Origin of the sequence: Pseudoalteromonas sp. Hal040, from assembly GCF_037162425.1 — a bacterium.
GTDB lineage: Bacteria > Pseudomonadota > Gammaproteobacteria > Enterobacterales > Alteromonadaceae > Pseudoalteromonas > Pseudoalteromonas gelatinilytica.
In genome coordinates this window covers 430,001-451,178 of sequence record NZ_JARLUU010000001.1, presented here as the reverse complement: position 1 = coordinate 451,178, position 21,178 = coordinate 430,001, and the positions used below count along the sequence as shown (strand labels likewise).

The window sequence follows — 21,178 nt, the reverse complement described above, 5'->3', positions numbered from 1 at the left end:
CTTGCAACATAAAATAAATAATAAGAATCGTTCAATACAGCGAAATAAAATCGGCCTTTAAATGGCCAGAAGTTAGGTATTTTAATGGAAAACTTTTTTCTTGATATAACCACTGCCATGCAAAGTCAGCAGTGGTTTTATTTTTTGACCGTCGGCTTAGTAAGCCTGTGTATTGGTAGCTTTTTGAATGTGGTGATTTATCGTTTGCCACTGATGATGAAAAGAGAGTGGCAAACTGAGTGCCGTATTGTATTGGCTGATGAGCTCAATTCAAAACAGCAAACAGAACAAGCTCCCTTTAATTTAGTAAAACCTAATTCAACTTGCCCTAAATGCAAAGCACCGATTAAAGCTTGGCAAAATATCCCTGTCTTAAGTTGGCTATTGCTTAAAGGTCGCTGTTCAAATTGTCAAACACCGATTTCTGTGCGCTACCCTATTGTTGAAATGCTTACAGCGGTTTTAAGTTTAATTGTTGCTGTCGTGTTTGGACCAACTAAGCTAGCTCTTCTTTATATATTGATTACTTGGGTGTTAGTCGCTTTAACCTTTATCGATATAGATCACATGTTACTGCCTGACCAACTCACTTTGCCACTCGTTTGGCTTGCGCTGATTGCGGCCACTATGGATATTACCATTGCACCGAGCGATGCGATTATCGGCGCCGCGGTTGGCTACCTGAGTTTATGGAGTGTTTACTGGTTGTTTAAGCTTGCTACGGGTAAAGAAGGCATGGGTTATGGCGACTTTAAACTTTTAGCCGTATTTGGTGCACTACTTGGCTGGCAAGATATTTTAACTATCGTGCTGTTATCAAGTGTCGTAGGTGCCATCATCGGCATTGCACAAATCATCATTCAAGGTAAAGACAAAACTACGCCAATCCCATTTGGGCCCTACCTTGCCATAGCTGGATGGCTAACCTTACTTTGGGGTGAGCAAATTCAAAGCTATTACTTTAACTATTTAGGTTACTAATTATGGCAAACTGGGTTTTAGGGCTAACTGGCGGTATTGGTTCAGGTAAAAGTGCGGTAAGCGCCATGTTTGAAGAGTTTGGCATTCCGGTGGTTGATGCCGATATTGTAGCCAGAGAAGTCGTCGAGCCTGGCTCACTTGGCCTTAAAAAAATTACTGAACATTTTGGTGATGAGATACTCACGAGTAACGGCACGCTTGATCGCGCAAAACTAAGAGCAATTATCTTTGCTGATGAATCACAAAAGCAATGGCTAAATAGTTTATTGCATCCACTTATTCGAGAAACAATGTTGAGCCAGTTAAATCAGGCCACCAGCCACTATGTCATATTAGTTGCTCCCTTACTTTTTGAAAACGGCTTAGAAAAATACTGCAATCATACCTTACTAATTGATGTTCCTGTTGATGTACAAATAACAAGAACAACAGCCCGAGATAACATATCTGATGAATTAGCCAAGCAAATCATAGCCTCACAAATGAGCAGAGCTGATAAAAAACAAAAAGCGGGTGATATTTTGGATAACAACCGCCCTCTTATAGAAGTAAAAGCTGATGTGCAAAAGCTGCACAAAAAGTACCTAATGCACTCTCACTAGGGTATTGATTTTATTTATAGATTCTCATGAATTAGAACCCACAAAAACCAATACAAAAGTACCAACCCACATTCTAAACAACTGAGTTTTAGATGAATTTATTTTGCAATTTTCCTAAAATCAGACAAGACTGATGTAATAGCCTTACTTTTTCTGTTAGATTGTGGCAATAAAGGATCAATCTAGGTGCGCAATGAATATAAACTCACCGCTACTTCGAAAATTTATTACACTCGGTCGCATTGATGCAGAGACCGTAAAATCAAAGCAGCGCGAATATAACTCTACTGCAGAGCTTATTTCTAAAACATGTGGAATGGCTGGACATGAGCTCGCAGAGCAATGTACAGATCTTTTTCGTGTGCCTTATTTTGACATCAAAGACTTTGACGTTGCGAACATTAGCGAAGAACTTGTTAAAGACAAACTCATTCGTGAGCACCACATTCTACCTCTCGTTAAAAAAGGCCGTAAGCTTTACATTGCCGCCTCAGATCCAACCGACTACGGTGCCTTTGAAAACTTTGAATTTAGTACGGGCCTTTCATGTGAAGTGGTCGTTGTTGATTACACGCAACTTGAAAACAAAATCGAGCAATTACTTGATGCCGCAGGTGGCTTACATTTAAGTGAAGATGAGTTTAAAGAACTTGGTGAGCTTGAAACAGAAGCACCTCGTGACTTAGCCAGCAAAGATGAAGACAAAGACGATGCCCCTATTATTGTCTACATCAATAAAATTTTAATGGATGCGATAAAAAAAGGTGCATCAGATCTACACTTTGAGCCTTATGAACATCGTTACCGCGTACGTTTTCGTATCGATGGTATTTTGCATGAAATGGCAAGTCCGCCAAATAGCTTAGCGAGCCGCTTATCAGCGCGAATCAAGGTTATGTCACGACTTGATATAGCAGAAAAGCGAAAACCTCAAGACGGCCGTATTAAGCTTAAAATCACTGAACGTAAAAGTATCGACTTCCGTGTAAGTACCTTGCCTACCCTTTGGGGCGAGAAAATCGTAATGCGTATTCTCGACTCATCAAGTGCTATGCTTGGTATCGATGTACTTGGCTATGAGCCAGAGCAGAAAAAGCTTTACATGGATGCACTTGATCAACCGCAAGGCATGATCTTAGTAACCGGTCCAACGGGCTCTGGTAAAACGGTATCACTTTATACGGGTTTAAATATTCTTAACCAGCCAGAGCGTAATATCAGTACTGCCGAGGATCCAGTAGAGATCAACCTTGAAGGGATTAACCAAGTACAAATTAATCCAAAGGCAGATATGACCTTTGCCAATGCATTAAAGGCTTTCTTACGACAAGATCCTGATGTGGTTATGGTGGGTGAGATCCGTGACCTTGAAACCGCTGAAATAGCAATTAAAGCGGCGCAAACGGGTCACTTAGTTTTATCAACCCTGCATACCAACTCAGCGCCAGAAACTCTTACCCGTCTTTTAAATATGGGTGTTCCTGCTTACAACGTAGCAAGTTCAATCAGTCTTATTATTGCGCGGCGTCTTGCAAGACGACTTTGTCCTAAGTGTAAAACGCCAGAAAAACTACCTGATGAAGAACTTATTCGCCAAGGCTTTGATAAAGACAAGCTTAGCGAGATACAACTGTTTGCACCAAAAGGTTGTGATAGCTGTACTGAAGGCTATAAAGGTCGAGTGGGTATTTACGAAGTCATGCAGATTACCCCTGAAATAGCACAAATTATCATGCGTGGTGGTAACTCACTCGAAATCGCTGAAGTATCTCTGTGTTCAGGTTTTAATAACCTACGTTTATCTGGCCTGAAGAAAGCCGCCGATGGTGTTACTTCACTGGCAGAAATAAACCGAGTTACGAGTTTCTAATAAAAATTCGTGACTGGATTATCAGCCGACTGTTCAGTAAGATCTGACAAAAGTGCTTATTTGAGAGTTATTCCATGCCAACAGTTGTAAACTGCCCAACATGCAAAGCCAAAGTTGAATGGTCAGAGCAAAGTCCGCATCGTCCATTTTGCTCAAAACGCTGCCAGCTGATAGATTTAGGCGAGTGGTCGTTTGAAAACAATAAAATTTCTAGCTCAATTAGCAATGCTAATGATCTGAGCCAAGATATGATTGAGGATATCGAAGCGATGCTGGCGAAAAACGATGATTCATTCTTCAAAGAATAAAGCGGAACAATAAAAATGCGGCATTTGCCGCATTTTTTAATAGTAATACCAATTCGCTTTTAACCTTCTGAGCTTTCATCTCCTTGCTCGCCACGTGGACCATGGTGGCCCTTTTTGTGACCTTTTTTACGAAGGTGCTTTTTAATCTCTTGATAGCTTTCGCGTTGTTCAGCATTTAAAACCTGCCAAATCGCATGGTCAGATTTCATTTTTATCATTGCAAACTGCTGGCCTTTCTCTTGGCGCGCTTTAATCAGCTCTAATGCTGCATTTTCGTCAAATGCTTTTGTTGCTAACAACGTATCCATTTTCTCTTTGTGTGCGGCACGAGCGGCTTTCATTGCATCTTTATCACCACGCAGTGCTGCAAATTGTGTTTTCTGCTCGGCAAAAATCGCTTTAAGTTGCGTTTGCTGATCTTCTGTAAGTTGTAATTTATCAATACCGCGCTCAGAAAGTAAAAAACGAGCCTGTGGGTTCATTCCTCGGTTAAAGTCACCTTTCGCTATTGCTGAAGTAGCACCGACACTGGCTGCTGCTAAACCACAAACAAGTACGAATTTAGAAAGCTTATTTGAAATAGTCATAATCATTACCTTTTGTTGGGTTGTGCTCTGTTGTCGTTTCCGACTGATGGGTTAACTATAACTAACTCAATGCAAAGGAACGCAAACCAGTGTAAAGGTTGTGTAAAGATTCACTTTTACACAATTTACTGAGTAAAATAACCTTAAAGAAATAAATAGCTAGGTGTCAGAATGAAATTATTAATGATCGACGACGATACAGGATTGTGCGAATTACTCAGCGAGTACTTATCAGCACAAGGTTTTACAGTAGAGTGTGTTCATGATGGCGCTGAAGGCCTAAAACAAGCTATAAAGCATAACTACGAACTCATATTGCTTGATGTGATGCTACCCTCTATGGATGGCTTTGAGGTGCTAAAGCAGTTAAGACAACATAAGCTTACTCCAGTGATCATGCTAACCGCGAAAGGCGAAGACTTTGATCGTATCTTTGGTTTAGAGCTAGGCGCAGATGATTATATTCCTAAGCCATTTAACCACAGAGAACTGCTAGCTCGCGTTAAAGCAATTACCCGTCGCATCGAACATATCAATAGCTTATCGAGCCAACAGGCCAGCTCATTGAGTGTAAACAGCATCAATGTTAATTTTGCAACGCGAGAAGCTTCTGTTAAAGACAATGTACTTAGTCTAACCGGCACTGAGTATGAGATCCTTGCCATGCTAGTACAACATGCCGGTGAAGTGATCAGCAAAGAACAAATAAGTGAGCAAGTCCTTGGTAGACGCCTTGCCCCTTTTGACCGTTCAATCGATATGCATGTCAGCAACATCCGTAAAAAGATTGCAGAACACGTTAGTAATGAACGGATCAAAACCATGCGTGGCAGTGGTTATGTATTAATACAAGGCGAATAATATGCAAACTCCAAGCTGGCTAAAGCATCCTCGCCATTATTTGTTTTTAAAAATATTTGCCTGGTTTTGGGTTACCGTTATAGCGACTATCACAATACTGGTGTTTTTAAGCCAGTTAACGAGCAATGTCGGCAATGACGACCTGCGTGGGCCTATGCTGAAAAATCTTGAGTACACCGCGAAAAGCATTGAACGCATTGTTGCTAAACACGGTAAACCGACTCAAGAAGTTTTATCTCATCCACGCTTATCAAAGCATAAATTGCTGTACTTAAATGGTGAGGTGCATGGTGTTGAAATGCTTAGCGAACCTGTATCCAAAGACATTGATTTAAGCTTGCTGAACTTTACCAAATATATGCGCCCGCAAATTATTTTTACTGATGAATACCAAGCTTATGGACCGGTAGTTTTGAATGTGCCTGAAGGTAAGTTTTATCTTTATGAGATTGATGAAAAACGTAAAAAACCATTTTTTGTCAGCTTATGGCTAATGCCATTTTGGCTAAAGCTACTGATAGCTTTAATCGCCTCATTGATGCTGAGTTTCTTCTTTAGCCGTAACTTAATTGCGCCCATTAATAGTTTAAAAGAAACCGCAAAAAAGCTAGCTCATGGTGACTTAACAGCCCGTGCCGATGTGTCTCCTACTCGTCAAGATGAGTTAGGTATACTTGGCCGTGACTTTAATACCATGGCAGTGCAACTTGAGCAGCTTATTAGCGCCCAAAAACGACTATTAGCAGATATTTCTCATGAACTACGCTCACCATTAACGCGCTTAAAAATGGCCACAGGCCTTGCACAAATGCAAGCCGATGATGCTCAACACGCTTATTTAGAGCGCATTGAAAAAGAGGCCAATCAGCTCGATAAAATGATTGCCGATGTACTTCAAGTTTCACGTTTAGAAGCCAAAAGTCAGACTCTGGCGTTGAGTACACAGTCCCTACAAGTGATTGTTGATCATGTACTCAACGATGCTCAATTTGAGGCCAAGCAAAGTAATAAAGAGCTTATTGTTAAAGGCACACTAACAGCCGATTTAAAATGCGATGAAACCTTAATAGCCAGCGCGCTTGAGAATGTACTACGTAATGCCATTAAATACGCAGAACATTCAATCTCAATAGGCTTAGTTGAATCAGATGCTATCTACATCACCATTTGTGATGACGGTAAAGGGGTTGATGAAGCGAACCTAACAAGGTTGTGTGAACCTTTCTTCCGTCAGGAACATGCTCGTGATAGAAGCACAGGCGGCACGGGCTTAGGCCTTGCTATTGCAAAGAATGCTATCTCAGCACATGATGGTACACTAACACTTGAAAACCAAGAACATGGCGGACTGTGCGTCAACATCCGTCTACCTTTTAAGAGTAAGTAAATGTTTTACAGTAGCGAAGCAAGTCTTGTCAGTAACCTACCTAATATTAATCAGTTTTTTTCAGAGCAATTACAACAAGACTTTCTAAGCACCGCTCATGGCAAGCTTTATTACGGCTATGCGATTCCTCAGCAAGCAAAAACGGCTATCATTATCAGTACTGGCCGAATAGAGTCTTTAATTAAGTACAAAGAGTTGTTATGGGAGCTATATCAAAATGGCTTTGCGATTTTTAGCATCGATCACCAAGGTCAAGGTCGCTCTTATCGTCATTTAAAAAACGCTCATAAGGGTTATGTAAACCGCTTTACTGACTACGCTGATGACTTTGCTGTATTTATAGAAAAAGTGGTGCAGCAACACTGGCAAGGAAAGCAGGTTTTGCTTGGCCACTCAATGGGCAGTGCCATTGCCTATGATTACCTATCGCGTTATCAGCATCAATTTGCAGGGGCTTTTTTATCAGCGCCGATGTTTGATATCTATACCAAGGGCACGCCAAAGCCTGTAGCAAAACTGGCTGCTAAAATTGCATCCTTACTTGGTCTTGGCCGCAGTTACGCATTTGGCCAAAGCGATTATTTACCAGTCGACTTTGCAGCGAATGAGCTAACCAGTAGTGAAATTCGATATAAGCTGTTCAGAGAGCTTTATGCAGCAGAAGGTGATTTACAACTAGGTGGCGTAACCTATGGCTGGCTCAATGCATCATTTGATTTTATTGCTTCTTTAGTCGATAAAAAAGTCAATATTCCTTTATTTATTGCCAGCGCCGAGCAAGATACCGTGGTCGATAACGGCGCGCAATTTGCACTTAGTTATAGGCAAAAAGCACAACTGAAAACCTATGCGGGCGCTCGCCACGAGTTATTGTGCGAACGCGACGAGATTAGACAAGCCGTGCTCAGTGATTTTTATCAATTTTGTGCAGAACTTTGACGTGTTTTGTTAACCACTGAAAGCGGGTCAAGGTGCATCAAAATATCCATTTCGCAATCAAAATGCGTTTGAATTAACGCCTCTACTTCATCAGCAACTTGATGGGCTCTTATCAATGATAATGAGTCTTCCAGCTCTAAATGCATCTGAATAAACTTAATTTTACCACCTTGACGGGTACGAATATCATGGGCGCCAAATACGTCTTGATGACTATTCACAATGGCCAGTATTTGTTGTTTCTCTTCATCAGGAAGCTCTTTATCCATTAAGTGATCAGCACTTTCGCGAGCAATATCCCAGCTGTTATAAAGTAAGTAAACGGCCACACCAATAGCAAACAATGGATCGGCATAAGCAACACCGTACTTAGCTAACACAATTGCCAGCAATACCGCCAAGTTTAAGATTAAATCGCCTTTGTAGTGAATCGAGTCTGCTTTAATGGCGATTGATTCGGTGTGATTTATCACCTTTGTTTGCACAAATACCACCACGAGCGTACAAACAATAGCAAAGATACTGACCCAGATACCAAGGTCAGAATGCTTTAAGGTCACCGGATTAAATAAGCGCTCAATGCCATGAAACGCTAAAAAACAACCAGAGCCTGCTATAAAAGCAGCTTGTGCAAGCCCAGCTAACGCTTCGGCTTTACCGTGACCAAAGCGATGATCGTCATCAGCAGGACGCAGTGCATAGCCAAGCACTAAAAAACTCATCAGTGATGCAGTGATATCCATTAACGAATCGGTCAATGAACCCAGCATTGACGCCGAGCCAGATGCAAGCCATGCCCAGCTTTTTGCCGCAATCATTAAACTCACCATAACAATGGTGACTAGGCTGGCTGTTTTAACCCAAAACTCATAACTACGATGCTGCACAACGACTTACCTTTAGTGAGTAACTGTGTTGAGTATATCATCTTTTAATTCTAGTTCGTGTATACTCAGCAGCAGATAAAATCCTTTTAAATGAGATTCACATGCTTGATATTGTGTTGTACCAACCAGAAATTCCACCAAACACGGGTAATATCATTCGCTTATGCGCAAACACAGGTTATGCGTTACACCTAATTGAACCACTTGGGTTTGAGTGGGATGATAAACGCGTAAAACGTGCAGGTCTTGATTATCATGAGTTTAGCCATGTACAGCGCCATGCCTCGTTTGAAGCATATCTTGAAAAATGCCAACCGAAAAAAGTCTATGCTTGCACTACCAAGGGCAGTCAATTTCATCATCAAGCACAATACCAACCCGGCGACTGTTTAGTGTTTGGCCCTGAAACACGTGGCTTACCTGATGAACTCATTCAATCGTTGCCGAAAGAACAACGTGTACGCATTCCAATGCAAAAAGACAGCCGTAGTATGAACTTATCTAACTCAGTTGCTGTATTTGTTTATGAATCTTGGCGTCAGCTGGGGTTTGTGAACGGCCAATAACTCATTGAAAAAGCGCTTGTAATAAATATTTACTAATTGTTTAGCACGACCATTTTTTATGGACTAACCTAAATAGGTGAGTTTGTTCCTAAAGATGGATTTTAATGCGCTTTTTCGCCCGGGTATGCAGTATCATTTTGCTGATGCAGCACTTTTCTAGTGCTGCTTCTGCTGCTGTGTCTAATCCCTCTATCTCGCAAGCCCCCAATACAACGCCCCTGTTACTAGTGATCCTTTTAGCGATTGTCATCCTCATCGGTGCGGTTATCTATTACCAAAGAAATCAAAAGATGACGCTAATGGATGCCCTACTTTCCCAGTCTAAAGATGGTATTTGGGTCACCGATGAACAGTTTCGGATCATAGAAATTAATAACGCATTTAGTGAAATATCGGGTTATAAAAAAGCCGATGTACTTGGTAAAAAATTCAAAGCATTAACGCAAGCCGGCCGTGATACACAACTCGAAGAAATCATTCAACAAGAACTAAGAAATGACGGTTATTGGTCTGGCGAAATTTGGAATTTACGCAAAGATGGGCAACCCTATGCCATTGATTTATGTATAACAAAAGTGACCACACCACGCTTTGCAAAAAGCTCTGTACGTTACGTTGGCATGTTTTCTGATGTCACAGCTCGTAAGAATAACGAGCGAACTATGCTCAAGCTCACTACCAAAGACAGTGTCACTGGCTTATCAAACCGCGCAATTTATATAGAGTCCCTTGAAAAAGCAATCAATGCTTGTAACGACACTTACCCAAGCCTGTTGATCATCTTTATCGACATAGACAATTTCAAAAAGATTAACGACTCGCTCGGTCACACAGTTGGCGATGTATTGCTAAAAGAAGTGGCCTGTCGTTTAACTGACTCACTAAATTCAGGCTTTACTATTGCAAGACTCGGTGCAGATGAGTTCGCAGTACTCGTGCCGCCCTATCTTTACTCAGGCAAAACCGTATTCTTTGCAAAAAAAACCGCAGACATCGTGCTTCAGCAGTTTAAAACCCCATTTATGTTAGATGGCTTTGAGACCTCACTATCAGCTTGCTGCGGCCTTGCTATCTATCCAGACAATGCCTACAACTGTGAATACTTAATGCGCGCTGCAAATAGTGCTTTGAATCATGCAAAAAAAATGGGTCGTAATACATATCAATTTTTTGATAAAGACCGTCATACACTCGACCCAACCGAATTAACCAAAGAAAGCGCTTTATTCAGAGCTATTACCAACAATGAGTTTGAGCTTTATTTTCAGCCTAAGTTTGATGCCCAGCATAATCAGTTATACGGCTTTGAAGCCTTAGTTCGCTGGCCTCAAGAAGATGGCAGTGTGATTAACCCCGATGAGTTCATTCCGCTAGCCGAACAAAATGGTGCCATTATTCCGCTTACCCAGTTACTAATGGAGCAGCTGCTTAATCAATTGGCACAGTGGCGCAAACAAAGTATTTCGTTTGGTAATGTCGCAATTAATATTTCAGCCTTACACTTTCAGCAAAGTAGTCTTATTGAAACACTCATCGACAACTTAGCAAAATTTGACGTGCCGGCGCATTGCTTAGAGCTTGAGATCACAGAAAGCGCCATGATGGATAACCCTGAATTTGCAGAGCAGCAAATGAATCGTATTAAATCAATTGGTGTGCACATCGCGCTGGATGACTTTGGTACGGGTCATTCATCACTCAGTTACTTAAAGCGTTTTCCGATCGATACGCTAAAAATTGACAAGTCCTTCGTAAAAGATATCGATAAAAACGACCAAGATCGCAACATCACCGCCACCATAGTACGGCTAGCTAAATATTTGGATATTAATGTGGTAGCTGAAGGAGTAGAAACTGAAGAGCAAGCCTACATGCTGCATATTATGGGCTGTCATTTTCAACAAGGGTATTATTACTGTAAACCACTAAAAGCTGAGCAAGTCAGCGAATTTATTAATGATACGCTAGAAAAGCAGCAGTCTAGCTAGTGGTTACAACTGTACATTAAATAAAAAACGCGATTAATAAATCGCGTTTTTTATTTAACAGTGCACAATCTAAATTATTCAGATTTTTGCTCACGACCAAGTAGTGCCATCGCAGCTTCTTTTACATCTTTATTTTCATAAAGCACTTTGTAAATTTGCTCCGTTATTGGCATTTCAATACCAGTACGCTCAGCAAGTAAATACACTTCTTTAGTATTTCTATAGCCTTCGACAACCTGACCAATAGATTCAATCGCTGCTTCTACGCCTTCACCTTTACCAAGAGCAAGGCCAAAACGACGATTACGAGATTGGTTATCTGTACAGGTTAAGATCAAGTCACCGAGGCCAGCCATACCCATGAAGGTATCTGAACGAGCACCCAATGCACAACCTAAACGACACAGCTCAGCTAAACCGCGTGTGATCAACGCTGTACGAGCGTTGGCACCAAAACCAAAGCCGTCAGAAATGCCTGCGCCAATCGCAATAACATTTTTAACTGCACCACCAAGCTGTATACCAATGAAATCATCATTGTTATACACCCTAAATGAACGACCACAGTGTAAAAGGTCAGCCAATTGCTTAGCGAAATCTTTAGAAGTCGACGATACCGAAATTGCAGTTGGTAAACCCATTGCCATTTCTTTTGCAAAAGTAGGCCCAGAAAGCACAGCCAGTGGAATATCATCCCCTAACTCTTGCACTGCTACTTCTTGCAGTAAACGGCCAGTATTAGGTTCTAAACCTTTGGTAGCCCATGCAACCTCAGCACCTTCTAACAACCAAGGTTTAATTTTTTCAAGTGTGCCAGCAAAGGCATGACTTGGCACAACAACAAGAATGATCTTGCTTGCTTTAACTGCCGTTTCTAAATCAGCTTCTAGTTGAAGCGTGTCAGGAAAGCTAACATCAGGAACATAACGTTGATTCTTTCGCTCAGCTGCAAGCGTGGCAACGTCATCGCTATTGCGGCCCCACAAAGTAACTGGGTGGCCATTTCTGGCAAAGCAAATAGCAAGGGCGGTGCCATAAGACCCCGCCCCTAATACTGTAACAGCTGATTGTGCTGTACTCATAGCTTATGCGTCTGCAGTTGCCTGTTGATCTTGAGCTGCACGTTGTTGCATGTATTGAGCAAATAGTGCGTCAAAGTTAACTGGCGCTAAGTTTAATTGTGGGAAAGTACCACGGTTAACTAGGTTTGATACTGCTTCACGAGCGTAAGGGAAAAGTACGTTCGGGCAGAAAGCACCTAACATGTGTGCTAGTTGTACTTCTTCAACTTCACCAATTGTGAAAATACCCGCTTGTTGGATTTCACATAGGAATGCAGTTTCTTCACCGATTGAAGCCGTTACTGTTAACGCAAGAACAACTTCAAACACACCTTCTTCTAATTTGTTAGAACGAGTATCTAAGTCAAGCTTAACTTCAGGAGTCCACTCTTTTTGGAAAATAGCAGGTGAGTTAGGCGTCTCAAAAGAAACATCTTTAGTGTAGATGCGTTGGATTGAGAATTGAGCGCCGGCTTGTTGTTCTGCTGCTGCGTTTTGATTTTCTTCGTTCATTGTAATTCCTAACTTGTATTCGTTTTTATATTTAAAATTTATTAAGCGTTAAGCTTTGCGTCTAAAAGGCCTTGCGCTTCAATTGCCATCATGTCGTCACAACCGCCGATATGTTCATCATTAATGAAAATTTGCGGAACTGTGTAACCACCATTTGCTTTGTCGATCATTTCATCACGACGCTCAGGGTGAACACCAATATCGATATTCGTGTAGTCTACACCTTTACTGTCTAACAACGCCAAAGCACGTTGGCAAAATGGACAATATGCTTTTGTGTAAAGAACAACATTACTCATAATAATTCCTCTATCGGGCAGTGAGCTTTATTAACGACCGGTCGTTGTTGGTAAGCTAGCTGATTGCCAAGCGCCCATACCGCCCGCTAACACATAAACACGCTCAAAACCTGCTTTATGCATTGCAGTTGCGATACCTGAGGCAGTCATGCCCGTGGTACATACTAGTATAATGGGTTTAGTCTTAAACTTTTCAAGGCTTGAAAAGTCAGATTGCTTTGCTTTTTCTGGATTTAAGTGAGTTGCGCCTGCAATACGGCCAGAGTTAAACTCTTTTTGTGCACGTATATCAATCACTTGACCATCGTCACGGTTAATTAGCAAGGTAAGTTGCTGTGGGTTAATTTGACGGATAGCCGAAAATTTACTTTTAAACCAACTGCTGATCAGCATAGCGACTAATGCTAACCAGATAATGCTCAAAACCGGATGATTTGAGATAAATTCAATATATTGATCCATGCGTTTTCCACTAAGAAATTTAGGTACCACAGCGCATAGCCATGGGTTAATTAAAATTTGCCACGCAAGTATACGTGCTTGAATTGAAAATGCTAGGGCGTGAAATATTTTAATATGACATATTGATAGCTGATCAAAACCATAAAACACGGTATGCTAGTGATATATAAGTGCCAATCTTCAGGAGCTATAATGACAGAGCATAAAAAACCATTGGTATTAATGATCTTAGACGGTTGGGGATACCGTGAAGACACAGAAAGTAACGCCATTCTTGCTGCTAATACCCCAGTACTCGACAACCTTTGGGCAACCCGCCCACATACATTAATTTCAGGTTCGGGACTTGATGTTGGTTTACCTGCAGGACAAATGGGTAACTCTGAAGTAGGCCACGTAAATTTAGGTGCTGGCCGTATTGTTTATCAAGATTTTACTCGCATCACTAAAGCCATTGATGATGGTGAATTCGATAGCAATCCAGCACTAGTTGATAATATCGACAAAGCAGTAAATGCAGGCAAAGCCGTGCATATCATGGGCCTTTTAAGCCCAGGTGGCGTTCATAGTCACGAAGACCATATTGTTGCGACGATCGAACTAGCTGCTAAGCGCGGTGCAAAAGAAGTTTACTTCCATGGTTTCTTAGACGGTCGAGACACGCCACCACGCAGTGCAAAAGCCTCAATTGAGCGTATCGAAGCTGTATTTGCTGAACTTGGCTGTGGCCGTTTAGCAACGCTTGTTGGTCGTTATTATGCAATGGACCGCGATAATCGTTGGAATCGTGTCGAGCTTGCTTATGACGTTATGGTAAGTGGCATTGCTGAATATAGCTACACAGATGGTGTAACCGCACTAGAAGCTGCTTATGCACGTGACGAGAATGATGAATTTGTTGCTGCAACAACAGTAATACCTGAAGGCCAAACAGCAGCCGAGATCAATGACGGCGACACTGTTATCTTTGCTAACTTTAGAGCAGACCGAGCACGTGAAATGACTCGTGCCTTTGTTGATGCTGACTTCAGTGGTTTTGATAAGAAAAAATCACCACAGTTAAGCGCATTTGTAATGATGACTGAGTATGCAGCAGACATCAAAGCACCGATTGCGTTTGCACCAGAGCCTTTAACAAATGTATTAGGCGAATGGTTAGAGAAACAAGGTAAAACACAGCTACGTATTTCTGAAACAGAAAAATACGCACACGTGACCTTTTTCTTTAGTGGTGGCCGTGAAGATGAATTTGTTGGTGAAACACGCGAACTTATCCCTTCACCTCAAGTTGCAACATATGATCTGCAACCAGAAATGAACTCAGAAATGCTAACCGATAAACTTGTTGAAGCAATCGCTAGCGGTAAATACGATGCCATCATCTGTAACTACCCTAACGGAGACATGGTAGGTCACTCAGGGGTATTCGAAGCTGCAGTGAAAGCATGTGAGGCAGTCGATCACTGTATTGGTCGAGTGATTGCTGCACTTGAAGAACATGGCGGTGAAGCGCTGATCACAGCCGATCATGGTAATGCCGAACAAATGGCTAACCCGGCTACAGGGCAAGCACATACCGCACACACAAGTGAGCCAGTGCCATTTATTTATGTTGGCCGTGATGCAACACCACATGACGGTAAAACATTAAGTGATGTAGCACCAACAATGCTTCACCTACTCGGCTTAGAGCAGCCAAGTGAAATGACTGGTAAACCAATCATGACGCTGAAATAAGCTATGAGTAAATGTATTAACCACTTCCTTAAAACTGGTTTAATACTGACTTCATTAGTAACAACTTCGGTTGTTGCTAATGAAGATCAAACCAAAAAAGACTTATCAGACATTCAATCAGCTTTACAAAAAACAGAGGCTGAGCTTAAAGGTCAGCGCAAGTCTATTGCCCAGATGCGCAAAGATCTTCGCGCTCATGAACTCGACATAGCTAAAAATGCCAAAGCATTAAATTTGGCAGCACAGTCAGTTAAAGAAAACGAACAACAACAACGCGAACAACAAGCTAAAGCTGAACAACTTAAAGCCCAGCAAGCACAGCGCCAAACCTTATTAGCTGCACAACTAAAAAGTGCCTACATGGCGGGTAGCCACGACTACTCAAAGATGCTGCTTAGCCAGCAAGACACGGCCAAAATTGAGCGCACACTAAGTTATTACAATTACCTCAATAAAGCGCGAATCGAACAAATCGAAGAGCTCAAAGCACTACAGCAAGAAATTGCGGATAATCAAGCTGAACTTGAGAAAACCAAACAACGCCTACTAGCCCTATACGACGAACAAAATAGACGTCAGCAAGCTTTAGTCAATGCACAACAAGAACGTAAAACTAACCTTAATAAACTCCAGTCAGCGTTAAAAGAAACGAAGAGCTCAATTGATTACTTAAAAGAAAATGAGCAAACCCTAATTACCGCCATCGAAGAGCTTGAACAAGAGCGAAACGAAAAAGTTGAGTTACTCGGTTTACAAAGTAGCAAAGGTAAACTCGACTGGCCAACCAAAGGTGATTTGCGCCATCGTTTTGGGCAACGTAAACACGGCAACCTAGATTGGAAAGGCGTGCTGATCAGTGCAAAAGAAGGCAGTAATGTTAAAAGTGTCCAGAACGGCCAAGTAGTTTACGCTGACTGGCTAAATGGCTTTGGTTGGGTTATCGCTATTGATCATGGCGATGGCTTCATGAGCTTGTATGGCCACGCTCAAACGCTGCTTCGCGATGTTGGCGACCTTGTTAGAGAAGGCGAAACGATAGCTTTAGTCGGTCAAAGCGGCGGACAACCCGATCCTGGTCTATACTTTGAAATACGCCACAAAGGACGCGCAGTAAATCCTGTAAAATGGTGCAGACGCATTTAATTGATTAAATAGCTGCACCCAATGAGGAGCAGCTGATGCTAAACACAACTTACTCTTACAAAGCGCATTTATCCCCAGCTAAGTATGTCACTCAGCTGTCTTTTATATTACTTGTCGGCTTGCTATGGCTGATGCTGCAATCGTTTCAAGCTATTGCAAAACCCTCGTTAAAGTCACTACAGCATCAGCAATTAAACGAAATCCTGTTTAATATTCACACCTACTATGTTGATGATCTTAAGCTGCAAAACTCATTTGTAACTCAGCCAGATAACTTACAAGTTGAAGCGTTATTTTCACGCCTTGACCCATACTCAAAGTATCTGGATGAAACAGAACTTGATGCAATTTTCAGTAGCACAAATGGCAGATACACCGGGCTCGGTATAGAGGTAAAAGTCGAAGAGGGTCGTGTATATATTGTGAATACTATAAATAATTCACCGGCAGCGCTTGCGGGCCTTCAAGTGAATGATGAAGTCATAGCGATCAATCAACAGCCTATTTTGGACAAAAGCATCGAAGAAGTGGCCAAGTTAATTCGTCAAAGCGGTCAAAGCGCTGTTGATGTTGCTGTTAAAAGAGAGAAAGAAACCGAGTTAAACTTCTCTATTAAGCGTCAGCAAATTAACCTAGAAAGCGTGCGTGGCCATTTAGCAGATACAGGCGTTGCGCTTATCAGTATCAACGCATTTAACAATCACACATTGCATGATGTTGCTCGCGAAATTGCGAAAATGCAAATCACCAATAGCTTCCCACTTTCAGGTTTAATTATTGATTTACGCGATAACCCCGGCGGTACATTGCAAGGGGCCGTTGAAGTCGCCGATCTGTTTTTGGATAACGGCACCATAGTATCAACCAAAGGTCGCTTTAATGAAGCTAATCAGAAGTACCAAGCTCACAAGGGCGACATACTCAGTGGCGCGCCTATTGCTGTTCTGATTAACGAAAACTCAGCCTCTGCGGCTGAAATACTTGCAGCAGCACTGAGAGATAATCAACGGGCGGTGTTAATTGGCGAAACCTCATTTGGTAAAGGCTCAGTGCAATCATTGATACCATTAGGTAACGGTAATACCGCATTAAAACTGACCACAGCACGTTATTACACACCCGCGGGTCAATCTATTGATGGGAAAGGGATCACCCCAGATGTGAGTATTAATCAAACAATGCTTTCAGAAATTGACCAAGGCGTTATAATAAAAAACATTCAAGAATTGGCGCTTTTTAGCTCACTTCTAGATAGACAAGACAAAAAGCAACTTACAGCAAAGCAACTCGTTATTATGCAGTAAGTAAATGCTCACAACGGATATAATAATTACAAAAAGTGAACTTAAAAACAGGCTTATTACTCGCCGTATGTTGCCTACCGCTATTTTGCCAAGCAAAGCAAATAGCTATAGTAATCGATGATATAGGCAATCATCAGCGCGATCTTGAAATATTAAATTTACCAGGGCAAGTGACCTTCTCAATCTTGCCCCATACACCCTATTCACAAATATTTGCTGAACGCGCCAGTAAAACCCACAAAGAATTGCTTTTACATGTACCAATGCAAGCGCTTGATAAAAGTAAAGCACTTGGTCCGGGTGCGCTCACCGATACTATGACTAAGTCAGAGTTACAAACGACTCTTGGTCATGCGTTAGCCTCTCTACCACAAGTAAAAGGGGTCAATAACCACATGGGATCTGAGCTCACACAGCTTACCGAGCCAATGAAATGGACGATGGAAATATTAAAGAAACGCGGTTTGTACTTCTTAGATAGCCGTACAACGAGTCAAAGTGAAGCACAAAATGTTGCTAACCTGTATGGTGTCGCAAACGTATCTCGTCATGTATTTCTTGATAACAATGTCACCCAAAGCCAACTACAACATCAACTTGAAGAACTAAAAACCAAAGCTGAGCACTTCAACTATGCAATCGCCATTGCCCACCCTTACCCAGAAACTGTTGCATTTCTCCAGCAAGTACTCCCAAAACTACAACAACAAGGCTACGAGCTTGTTCCCCTGTCACAACTAGTCGAAACAAAATACATTCAACTTGCCAAAGCTGAGCAAAGACAAGGGGAATAAGTGTTATAAACGGGAGTGGTGAGTTAGCAAGAGTAAAGTTAGCGAGGGGAAAGTTGAAAGAGTAAAGTTTGAAAGTCTGGCGTAGGTTGGGTAGAGCGCGACGAAACCTAATACAGAGCTATCAGCTTTCAGTCGCGCGGTGTGGGTGTTTGGTGCTGCATTTCCCTTTGCCGGAGGTTCTAGGTTCTAGGTTCTAGGTTCTAGGTTCTAGGTTCTAGGCAAAGTGTACTTGTAGGAATGGCTTTAGCCATGAATATTCTTGTTCTGATCTGAATTCGGCACTGAAGTGCCTCCTACGGAGGTTTGTTGCTGAGGGTGACTCAGTTACCTAGCAACCCGGTAGATCAACTAACATCTATTATCTGACGTCTGATGTTTCTTGTCTATTCGGCACTGAAGTGCCTCCTACGGGGTTTGTTGCTGAGGGTGACTCTCTACTAAACAACCCCACGGTTCAACTTTACTCTTGCTAACTAGCAACTCGCTAACTCGTGTTGGGTTTCGGCGCGCTCTACCCAACCTACCTGAAGAATGAATAGGGCACGTTATGTGGATAGCTCCAGACGCAAAAAAGCCCGACTCTTTCGAATCGGGCTTTCTCTTATTTGGAGCCTGGCGATGTCCTACTTTCACATGGCAAATGCCACACTATCATCGGCGCTGTTTCGTTTCACTACTGAGTTCGGCATGGGGTCAGGTGGGTCCAAAACGCTATTGTCACCAAGCAAATTTGGTTTTAATTCGCTCTTTTGAGCAAATTAATAAATCTGGAATTCTGATATCAAGTAAATGTCTACTTTAGTTTCTTAACTTCTGTCTGTTACGCTGTCATAAAACGCGTTTGGCGTTGTATGGTTAAGCCTCACGGGTAATTAGTACAAGGTTAGCTTAATGGCTCACACCACTTCCACATCCTGCCTATCAACGTTGTAGTCTTCAACGGCCCTTCAGAGACTTTAAAAGTCTAGTGAGAACTCATCTCGAGGCCTGCTTCGCGCTTAGATGCTTTCAGCGCTTATCAGTTCCGAACGTAGCTACCGGGCAATGCCATTGGCATGACAACCCGAACACCAGCGGTTCGTTCACTCCGGTCCTCTCGTACTAGGAGCAACCCCTCTCAATTCTCAAACGCCCACGGCAGATAGGGACCGAACTGTCTCACGACGTTCTAAACCCAGCTCGCGTACCACTTTAAATGGCGAACAGCCATACCCTTGGGACCGACTTCAGCCCCAGGATGTGATGAGCCGACATCGAGGTGCCAAACACCGCCGTCGATATGAACTCTTGGGCGGTATCAGCCTGTTATCCCCGGAGTACCTTTTATCCGTTGAGCGATGGCCCTTCCATTCAGAACCACCGGATCACTATGACCTACTTTCGTACCTGCTCGACGTGTCTGTCTCGCAGTTAAGCTGGCTTCTACCATTACACTAACCGTACGATGTCCGACCGTACTTAGCCAACCTTCGTGCTCCTCCGTTACTCTTTGGGAGGAGACCGCCCCAGTCAAACTACCCACCAGGCACTGTCCGTAACCCCGATAAGGGGCCGACGTTAGAACATCAAAACTACAAGGGTGGTATTTCAAGGACGGCTCCACAAAAACTAGCGTTTCTGCTTCAAAGCCTCCCACCTATCCTACACATGTAGGTTCAATGTTCAGTGCCAAGCTGTAGTAAAGGTTCACGGGGTCTTTCCGTCTAGCCGCGGGTACACAGCATCTTCACTGCGATTTCAATTTCACTGAGTCTCGGGTGGAGACAGCGTGGCCATGGTTACACCATTCGTGCAGGTCGGAACTTACCCGACAAGGAATTTCGCTACCTTAGGACCGTTATAGTTACGGCCGCCGTTTACCGGGGCTTCGATCAAGAGCTTCGTCCGAAAACTAACCCCATCAATTAACCTTCCGGCACCGGGCAGGTGTCACACCGTATACGTCATCTTGCGATTTTGCACAGTGCTGTGTTTTTAATAAACAGTCCCAGCCACCTGGTCACTGCGGCTCCCGTCCGCTTAGAGAGCAAGTCTCATCACAGATAGGAGCGTACCTTCTCCCGAAGTTACGGTACGATTTTGCCTAGTTCCTTCACCCGAGTTCTCTCAAGCGCCTTAGTATTCTCTACCTGACCACCTGTGTCGGTTTGGGGTACGATTCGGTATAATCTGAAGCTTAGAGGCTTTTCCTGGAAGTATGGCATCAACAACTTCACCACCTTAGTGGCTCGTCTCGTGTCTCAGTCTTAAGAGTCCGGATTTTCCTAAACTCTCAACCTACTCACTTTCACATGGACAACCAACGCCATGCTTGTTTAGCCTGCTCCGTCCCCCCATCGCAATTATACCAAGTACGGGAATATTAACCCGTTTCCCATCGACTACGCCTTTCGGCCTCGCCTTAGGGGTCGACTTACCCTACCCTGATTAACATGGGATAGGAACCCTTGGTCTTCCGGCGTGCGGGTTTTTCACCCGCATTATCGTTACTCATGTCAGCATTCGCACTTCTGATACCTCCAGCATACCTCCCGGTACACCTTCAACGGCTTACAGAACGCTCCCCTACCACTCAAAATAAATTTTGAATCCGCAGCTTCGGTGCATAGTTTAGCCCCGTTACATCTTCCGCGCAGACCGACTCGACCAGTGAGCTATTACGCTTTCTTTAAAGGATGGCTGCTTCTAAGCCAACCTCCTGGCTGTCTGGGCCTTTCCACATCGTTTCCCACTTAACTATGACTTTGGGACCTTAGCTGGCGGTCTGGGTTGTTTCCCTCTTCACGACGGACGTTAGCACCCGCCGTGTGTCTCCCGGATAGTACTTTACGGTATTCGGAGTTTGCAAAGGGTTGGTAAGTCGGGATGACCCCCTAGCCTTAACAGTGC

The 21,178-nt window shown here is 42.8% G+C and carries 19 protein-coding genes and 2 rRNA genes (1 of these 21 only partly in view); 13 read left to right on the top strand and 8 right to left on the bottom strand.

Annotated elements, in window-relative coordinates; translation table 11 throughout:
- Positions 1 to 84 precede the first annotated feature (84 nt).
- The 4 genes from P4S60_RS02060 (at position 85) to yacG (ending at position 3,761) form a co-directional block, all read left to right on the top strand.
- Complete coding sequence (locus P4S60_RS02060; RefSeq protein WP_337114849.1) at positions 85 to 981, top strand: prepilin peptidase; 897 nt, start codon at positions 85 to 87, stop codon at positions 979 to 981.
- Between the two features lie 2 nt (positions 982 to 983).
- Positions 984 to 1,583 (top strand): dephospho-CoA kinase, encoded by a 600-nt coding sequence (gene coaE, locus P4S60_RS02055; protein ID WP_337114848.1) that lies wholly within the window; start codon positions 984 to 986, stop codon positions 1,581 to 1,583.
- Between the two features lie 193 nt (positions 1,584 to 1,776).
- On the top strand, positions 1,777 to 3,453 hold the full coding sequence (gene pilB / locus P4S60_RS02050; RefSeq protein WP_337114847.1) for a type IV-A pilus assembly ATPase PilB: 1,677 nt from the start codon (positions 1,777 to 1,779) through the stop codon (positions 3,451 to 3,453).
- 74 nt (positions 3,454 to 3,527) lie between these two features.
- On the top strand, positions 3,528 to 3,761 hold the full coding sequence (yacG, locus tag P4S60_RS02045) for a DNA gyrase inhibitor YacG (RefSeq protein WP_337114846.1): 234 nt from the start codon (positions 3,528 to 3,530) through the stop codon (positions 3,759 to 3,761).
- 59 nt (positions 3,762 to 3,820) lie between these two features.
- Here yacG and P4S60_RS02040 read toward each other — a convergent pair whose 3' ends face one another.
- A complete protein-coding gene (locus P4S60_RS02040; RefSeq protein WP_337114845.1) occupies positions 3,821 to 4,348 on the bottom strand; it encodes a Spy/CpxP family protein refolding chaperone in 528 nt (175 codons plus the stop codon).
- 171 nt (positions 4,349 to 4,519) lie between these two features.
- On the opposite strand from P4S60_RS02040, the gene P4S60_RS02035 reads away from it, so the two are divergent.
- Genes P4S60_RS02035 through P4S60_RS02025 form a run of 3 tightly spaced genes read left to right on the top strand, consistent with a single transcriptional unit; the run spans position 4,520 to position 7,535 of the window.
- A complete protein-coding gene (locus tag P4S60_RS02035; protein WP_054550979.1) occupies positions 4,520 to 5,209 on the top strand; it encodes a response regulator in 690 nt (229 codons plus the stop codon).
- Position 5,210: 1 nt separating this feature from the next.
- Entirely contained in the window at positions 5,211 to 6,596 is a 1,386-nt protein-coding gene (locus tag P4S60_RS02030; protein WP_337114844.1) for an ATP-binding protein, read from the top strand.
- Positions 6,597 to 7,535, top strand: coding sequence for an alpha/beta fold hydrolase (locus P4S60_RS02025; RefSeq protein ID WP_337114843.1), 939 nt, complete (start codon positions 6,597 to 6,599; stop codon positions 7,533 to 7,535).
- On the opposite strand, the gene P4S60_RS02020 is transcribed toward P4S60_RS02025, so the two are convergent.
- Positions 7,514 to 8,422 (bottom strand): cation diffusion facilitator family transporter, encoded by a 909-nt coding sequence (locus P4S60_RS02020; RefSeq protein ID WP_337114842.1) that lies wholly within the window; start codon positions 8,420 to 8,422, stop codon positions 7,514 to 7,516. The two genes, P4S60_RS02025 and P4S60_RS02020, sit on opposite strands and share 22 nt — an antisense overlap.
- Positions 8,423 to 8,523: 101 nt before the next feature.
- Here P4S60_RS02020 and trmL point away from each other — a divergent pair, with 101 nt between their 5' ends.
- Together trmL and P4S60_RS02010 are read left to right on the top strand one after the other, a co-directional pair.
- The gene (gene trmL / locus P4S60_RS02015; protein ID WP_054550977.1) at positions 8,524 to 8,988 is read left to right on the top strand and encodes a tRNA (uridine(34)/cytosine(34)/5-carboxymethylaminomethyluridine(34)-2'-O)-methyltransferase TrmL; all 465 of its coding nucleotides are present in this window, start codon (positions 8,524 to 8,526) and stop codon (positions 8,986 to 8,988) included.
- A gap of 104 nt (positions 8,989 to 9,092) precedes the next feature.
- Entirely contained in the window at positions 9,093 to 10,976 is a 1,884-nt protein-coding gene (locus tag P4S60_RS02010) for a putative bifunctional diguanylate cyclase/phosphodiesterase (protein WP_337114841.1), read from the top strand.
- 74 nt (positions 10,977 to 11,050) lie between these two features.
- Here P4S60_RS02010 and gpsA read toward each other — a convergent pair whose 3' ends face one another.
- Genes gpsA through P4S60_RS01990 form a run of 4 tightly spaced genes read right to left on the bottom strand, consistent with a single transcriptional unit; the run spans position 11,051 to position 13,311 of the window.
- Positions 11,051 to 12,058: an NAD(P)H-dependent glycerol-3-phosphate dehydrogenase gene (gene gpsA / locus P4S60_RS02005; RefSeq protein ID WP_337114840.1), complete on the bottom strand. Its 1,008-nt coding sequence runs from the start codon at positions 12,056 to 12,058 to the stop codon at positions 11,051 to 11,053.
- A 3-nt stretch (positions 12,059 to 12,061) separates the two neighbouring features.
- Positions 12,062 to 12,550 carry a protein-export chaperone SecB gene (gene secB, locus P4S60_RS02000; protein WP_058586639.1) on the bottom strand — a complete coding sequence of 163 codons (489 nt, stop codon included), beginning with the start codon at positions 12,548 to 12,550 and terminating at the stop codon, positions 12,062 to 12,064.
- A gap of 41 nt (positions 12,551 to 12,591) precedes the next feature.
- Entirely contained in the window at positions 12,592 to 12,849 is a 258-nt protein-coding gene (grxC, locus tag P4S60_RS01995; protein WP_054550973.1) for a glutaredoxin 3, read from the bottom strand.
- Positions 12,850 to 12,879: 30 nt separating this feature from the next.
- Complete coding sequence (locus P4S60_RS01990; RefSeq protein ID WP_054562817.1) at positions 12,880 to 13,311, bottom strand: rhodanese-like domain-containing protein; 432 nt, start codon at positions 13,309 to 13,311, stop codon at positions 12,880 to 12,882.
- 192 nt (positions 13,312 to 13,503) lie between these two features.
- On the opposite strand from P4S60_RS01990, the gene gpmM reads away from it, so the two are divergent.
- From gpmM to P4S60_RS01970, 4 genes are read left to right on the top strand one after another with little or no spacing between them, the layout of a single operon-like run.
- A complete protein-coding gene (gene gpmM, locus P4S60_RS01985) occupies positions 13,504 to 15,048 on the top strand; it encodes a 2,3-bisphosphoglycerate-independent phosphoglycerate mutase (RefSeq protein WP_063702902.1) in 1,545 nt (514 codons plus the stop codon).
- A 3-nt stretch (positions 15,049 to 15,051) separates the two neighbouring features.
- On the top strand, positions 15,052 to 16,191 hold the full coding sequence (locus P4S60_RS01980; RefSeq protein WP_337114839.1) for a murein hydrolase activator EnvC family protein: 1,140 nt from the start codon (positions 15,052 to 15,054) through the stop codon (positions 16,189 to 16,191).
- A gap of 35 nt (positions 16,192 to 16,226) precedes the next feature.
- Positions 16,227 to 17,495 (top strand): S41 family peptidase, encoded by a 1,269-nt coding sequence (locus tag P4S60_RS01975; RefSeq protein WP_337114838.1) that lies wholly within the window; start codon positions 16,227 to 16,229, stop codon positions 17,493 to 17,495.
- Between the two features lie 35 nt (positions 17,496 to 17,530).
- Complete coding sequence (locus P4S60_RS01970; protein ID WP_337114837.1) at positions 17,531 to 18,289, top strand: divergent polysaccharide deacetylase family protein; 759 nt, start codon at positions 17,531 to 17,533, stop codon at positions 18,287 to 18,289.
- 610 nt (positions 18,290 to 18,899) lie between these two features.
- Here the strand turns inward: P4S60_RS01970 and rrf are convergent.
- Positions 18,900 to 19,014 (bottom strand): 5S ribosomal RNA (rrf, locus tag P4S60_RS01965).
- Positions 19,015 to 19,140: 126 nt separating this feature from the next.
- Positions 19,141 to 21,178: ribosomal RNA gene (locus P4S60_RS01960) — 23S ribosomal RNA — on the bottom strand (it continues 847 nt past the right edge of the window).